The 2,758-nt window shown below is 74.3% G+C and carries 2 protein-coding genes and 1 pseudogene; all 3 read right to left on the bottom strand.

Annotation, left to right across the window (positions count from 1 at the left end):
* Positions 1–108 (bottom strand): annotated as a pseudogene (locus CCR87_RS00305) (IS110 family transposase); the annotation flags it as partial.
* 306 nt (positions 109–414) lie between these two features.
* Positions 415–2,115: a hypothetical protein gene (locus tag CCR87_RS00300; RefSeq protein WP_201155346.1), complete on the bottom strand. Its 1,701-nt coding sequence runs from the start codon at positions 2,113–2,115 to the stop codon at positions 415–417.
* A 4-nt stretch (positions 2,116–2,119) separates the two neighbouring features.
* A partial coding sequence (locus tag CCR87_RS00295; protein ID WP_201155345.1) for a hypothetical protein occupies positions 2,120–2,758 on the bottom strand: 639 nt, incomplete at its 5' end.

Raw genomic sequence — 2,758 nt, 5'->3', positions numbered from 1 at the left:
ATCCCGTCTCAGCTTCTTGCGCAGCACCGCCCGCCCCGAGGCGTCGGCGCCGTGCGCCTGGAACACATTCTTCGCCAGGTCGAGCCCGACCGTGATAATCTCCGACATGACCGCTCCCCTCTGTGGATCTTCGCAAACCCACCTTGGCACATCGATGCCGTCGGGGGGCGGTCACATCATCAGAGCCACTGAACGCCAAAAACGCCGCCGCGCGACATCGATCAGCGACATCGCCTCCTGATCTCATGGCGCGCAGCGCGGCACCCTCAATCCATCGTTGTCGACTCGTCACCAGAGATGTCGCTCGCCAGTCGCTGGAAGTGTCGCGCTACAGGCACTGTGATCCTCGGCCCCGACGGCCGTGCCGGTACCCCTGTCGGCATGGGGGTACATGCCCCGAGGGGCTCAGGGCGGTCACGGGCCGCCCGTCTCTGCCGGGTCCTCGGTGACGACCGTCAGGCCCGACAGGCCCAGCGCCCGGCTGGTGGTCAGCGTCAGCGGACCGTGGGGCAGCTCGACCGTCAGCGGGGCATGGTCTGCTGCGAGCGCGATCGCCGTCCCGCCCAGCCTGAGCTGCGCTGGTGCCTCGTCCGCAGCGGACAGGCCCAGATCGAACAGCAGAGCCTTGGCCGGCGCGCCGAAGCTGCGTTGGCGCCAGACCGGGGGGCCGCCTGGATCGGTGTCGCAGCTGGGCAGCAGCCCGGGCACGTTTGGCGGCCCTTCCAGCAGTCTCGCCGGTCCGCGCCAGCCCGACAGCAGCAGCGCGTGGGGGCGCGCCAGGTCGGCGCCGTCGATGGTGGCGGGCTTGTCGAACGGCACCCAGGCGGCCAGCCCGCCCCCCGCTACCCGGGCGTGATCGGCTTCACCCCGCCCGATGACCGCCTGCGCCTGCGCCAGCGGTGCGCCCGCCAGGGCCCGGGACGTGCCGGCCGCCGCGTTTTCCACCTCGAACGGCACGAGCGCCACGGTCAGCTCGGTGGCCTCTGCGGGTCGCTCGGCCAGCAGAAGCCACACCCCCTCGATGCGCCGGGCGGCCGGGCCGGGGGTGTCTGCCAGCCGGAAGGGTTGCGCCAGCGCCCGGCGCGGCGCCAGCGCGAAAGGCAGGGCGCCCGCCCGCGCGGCGGGATCGCACAGCCCCGCCCGCATCGGGCCCGTGGGACGAACCCTGGCCTTGATCCTCGTGCGGGAGGCAGCCGGATCGGCCCCGACCGGGGCCTCGGGCAACAGCACCGCCGCATCCCAGACGCCCAGCTCCAGCGGATCGGGGCCGGGTCCCTCGCGCCCCTCCAGCCGCCAGCCCTCCGCCCGGCGCCGCCGCCGCCAGGCCATGCGCAGGCGCACCACCGCGTCGGTCTGCGAGGTCAGGCGCAGTGTCAGGGTCCCGTCCCCGTCGAGCGCGTCCCGCAGGTCGGGGACCCAGGCGCCGTCGCCCGGGGCAAGCGTGCCCGAAACCCGGTGCAGCGGCCGGTCGGTGCCATCCGCGACAAGCAGGTTGGCCGGGGTGTTGTCCAGAATCGCCGTGGCCCGGAGTGGGCCGTGGGGCAGCCACCGCAGGACCAGCTTGCCGACCGAGGCTTCGAGGCGCGCCACATACGGCGCGGACCAGACCGGCGGCGACAGGACCGGGACGAAGGATGGTTCCAGGTCGGTGCTCACGGTCAATGTGGTCACCCGCTCCACCAGCAGCCGCCGGATATAGCGTGGCGGCGCGAACGGCACCACGCGTTCGGTCATCTGGACGATCGCCCCGGTGGGCTGGGGCACGCCGAGGGTCCGGTCCTCGCCGGTCAGGGGCAAGGCTACGCGCTCGGCTTCCACGTCGATCCGCAGCGCCAGCCGGTCGAAGCTCCAGCCGGCCAGCTCGGTGACGGTCAGCCGGGCGGGTCGGCCGGCCGCCAGCCGCAACGTCACCCCTTCGGCCAGAGCCGGCAGGGCGGCCGTGGCCTCGCTGGCGGGCGGGGTGGCGAGGCCGGTCTCGGCTGCCACCGCCGCGTCATGCGCATTGGCAATGGTCCTGGAGATGTTGACCGCCTGCACGAGGTCGAGCTCTTTATCGATCCCCTGCAGCCGCTCGAGCTCGTGAAGGAGGTTGCCGATCACGTGTTGGGTCGCCATCGCCTCAGCCCCCGCTGTCGCTGGTGGTGATCTGGCCCAGGGTCACATGACCCAGGGCCGCTGGCGTCAGCAGCGGCAACAGCGGCCGGCCCAGCAGCCGCAGGCGCAGCAGCGCGCCGCCGTCCAGCCCCTGGGGTGGGGTGAACTCGGCTCCGTCCCAGACGCGGTCGGCGGTCAGCGCCGCCAGTTCGGCCGGCAGCAACGCCCCGCGCAACCCAGCGGCCACGAGATCGCGGCGCATCGCAAGCGTGGCCCGCAGCGTGGCCAGTGCCGCCTCCAGCCCCGGCCGGCCCTCGCCCATCGCCGCAAACCGCGCGGCGGCCGCGTCGGGGCCCAGCCGCAGCAGATCGCCCGCCTGACGCACCCCCTCGGCCGCCAGCCGCCGCGCGCCCTCGGCCTCGATGCCGGCAAACAGCGCCAGCGGCAGCCGCTCGGCCGGCGCCGCGATCCCCGCGCCGAAGCTGCGCTCGCCCGCGGTGCCCTCCATCAGCAGCCGCAGGATCGGGCCGCCCTGTGCCGGGTCCGGGCTCAGCGACAGCGCGCCCTCGAAGGTCACGGGCAGGCGCCAGGCCGGACGCCCCGTCCCGGCCGGCGTCACGGCGCCGATCCCCGCCGCCCGCCACCAGGCCCGCAGCCTGCGCCC

This window comes from Rhodobaculum claviforme, from assembly GCF_016653255.1.
Classification (GTDB): Bacteria; Pseudomonadota; Alphaproteobacteria; order Rhodobacterales; family Rhodobacteraceae; genus Rhodobaculum; species Rhodobaculum claviforme.
This window is presented reverse-complemented; position numbering and strand designations above follow the sequence as displayed.

Coding starts and splice junctions, on each gene's coding strand:
- CCR87_RS00300 (WP_201155346.1), bottom strand. CDS start 2,115: ATGGCGACCCAACACGTGATCGGCAACCTCCTTCACGAGCTCGAGCGG.